Source organism: Sebaldella sp. S0638 (genome assembly GCF_024158605.1).
GTDB lineage: Bacteria > Fusobacteriota > Fusobacteriia > Fusobacteriales > Leptotrichiaceae > Sebaldella.
On sequence record NZ_JAMZGM010000228.1, the window covers coordinates 1 to 2,070 of the forward strand.

Below are 2,070 nucleotides of genomic sequence, written 5' to 3' on the forward strand. Positions count from 1 at the left end.
AGGAGCAAGGAAATATGATGACGGATTACAGTTGAGAGGTTGGACTTTATGCAGGAAACATCATCAGCAGAGGGAGAATATGCCAATAGATGAATTTATGGAGTATTGGCATATATCTGCGATAAAGTTAAGTCCTACATTGGTGGCTTTAGGACAAAAATTATATCCAGAACAGTTTAAGGCATTTGATATAGAAAAGTATAGGACTAAGATAAATTATGAGGTACAGGAGTTTTTGGAGAAGAATAAGGGGAAGGTGTTTAGGCAGGGGATAGCTTGTATATAAATATGGACAATGGGAATTGAATATTTAGTCTTGTATATTTATTAATTATGTTTTTTGTGATATAATTTTGTGACAACACACTCAAAAATAAATATGGATTTAGTAACAGTAGACAAAAGTAGATTTAATGATGCTATTAAAGCATATTTTTTATGGAAAGAATTAAATGCTCTTATAAAAAATAATCATAGCAGAGGTGTCAATATTCCAGAAACTATAACAGAGACCTTACTTTGTTATGTAACAGGATTTAAATTAAATAAAGGTTCTGGTGGAGATGCCTTTGATGAGGTAAATAATAGGATAATAGAAGTTAAGGCTACAAGTAATTTTGAAAGAGATACAAGTAGCTTTAGTCCAAAAGAAAAATTTGATGATTTACATTTTGTTAGGTTGAATCAAAGAGAAGATAAAATGTATTTTTATGATTTAGGGATAAATGATGAGATATTAAAAAAAGTGAAAGTTAATAAGATGGAAACTTTGGAAATGCAACAAAATGCAGGAAGACGACCTAGATTTTCTATAATTAAGCAAATTATTGAAATAGATAATATAAAGGAATATTCCATTTTAGACTTAAGAGAAAAAAAAATTATCAAAAAGTAGGAGGGCAGTGTGTTGTCTATCCTATTAAAAATGGAGGTAAGATGAAAGTAGCAAGTTTTTTTGCGGGAGTAGGGGGAATTGATTTAGGATTCAAAAAAGCAGGGTTTGAAGTAATTTGGGCTAATGAAATAGATAAATACGCAATGGAAACATTTAGAGAAAATTTTGAATGTCAAACTGCCTTAGGGGATATTAATAACATTAAAACTAAGGATATACCTAAATTTGATATTATGATTGCAGGTTTTCCTTGTCAAGCTTTTAGTTTAGCAGGTTATAGGAAAGGGTTTGAAGATGAAAGAGGAGAATTGTTTTTTCAATTAATAAGAATCATAAGAGACAAAAAACCTAAAATTGTTTTTCTGGAAAATGTAAAAAATTTAGTGAGTCATGATAAGGGAAATACATTTAAAGTAATAAAAGAAGCTCTAAAAGAAAAAGGTTATGAATTAAAGCATCAAATTTTGAATGCTAAAGATTATGGAATACCTCAAAATAGAGAAAGGATATATATAGTAGGTTTTTTAGATAAAAAGAAGGCAGAAAAGTTTAAATTTCCTAAACCAGTAAAATTATCTAAGGATTTAGCTGATGTAATAGATTTTGATGGACTAAAAGATGAAAAATATTATTATAGAAGAGATAAACAAAAATTTTATGATAAATTAGAAGAAGCAATAAAAGGAAAGCACACATTATATCAGTGGAGACGTCAATATGTTAGGGAAAATAAGTCTAATTTATCTCCAACATTAACTGCAAATATGGGAACAGGAGGACATAATGTTCCTTTAATATATACAGATAATGGAATTAGAAAATTGACTCCTAGAGAATGTTTTAATTTGCAAGGTTATCCTAGGAATTTTAAATTACCACAATTAGTTTCTGACGCCCAACTATATAAACAAGCAGGAAATTCCGTTGTAGTTCCTGTTATAGAAAAAATAGCTAAAGAAATAAAAAAAGTTTTATAACAAGACTAAATAAGGTCTTGTTTTTTTATTACAAAAATAAAGGAGGGAAAATGAACATAACAGACCATGCCCTAATGAGATGGGCACAGAGAATAGAAGAAGAGCATATAAGCAGTCAGGTAGCATTTAAAGACTGGAAAGCCTTAAATCCTGAAAAAGTAACTCAGTATGAAAAGGATTTGAGAGAAGCTTTTAAAA

At 29.3% G+C, this 2,070-nt stretch carries 3 protein-coding genes; all 3 read left to right on the top strand.

Annotation, left to right across the window (positions count from 1 at the left end; translation table 11 throughout):
• Positions 1-286: hypothetical protein (locus tag NK213_RS19790; protein ID WP_253352532.1), on the top strand; the 286-nt coding region annotated here is incomplete at its 5' end.
• A gap of 93 nt (positions 287-379) precedes the next feature.
• Complete coding sequence (locus NK213_RS19795; protein WP_253352534.1) at positions 380-895, top strand: Bsp6I family type II restriction endonuclease; 516 nt, start codon at positions 380-382, stop codon at positions 893-895.
• A 41-nt stretch (positions 896-936) separates the two neighbouring features.
• Positions 937-1,872, top strand: a complete 936-nt coding sequence (locus NK213_RS19800) for a DNA cytosine methyltransferase (protein ID WP_253352536.1) — start codon at positions 937-939, stop codon at positions 1,870-1,872.
• Positions 1,873-2,070 lie beyond the last annotated feature (198 nt).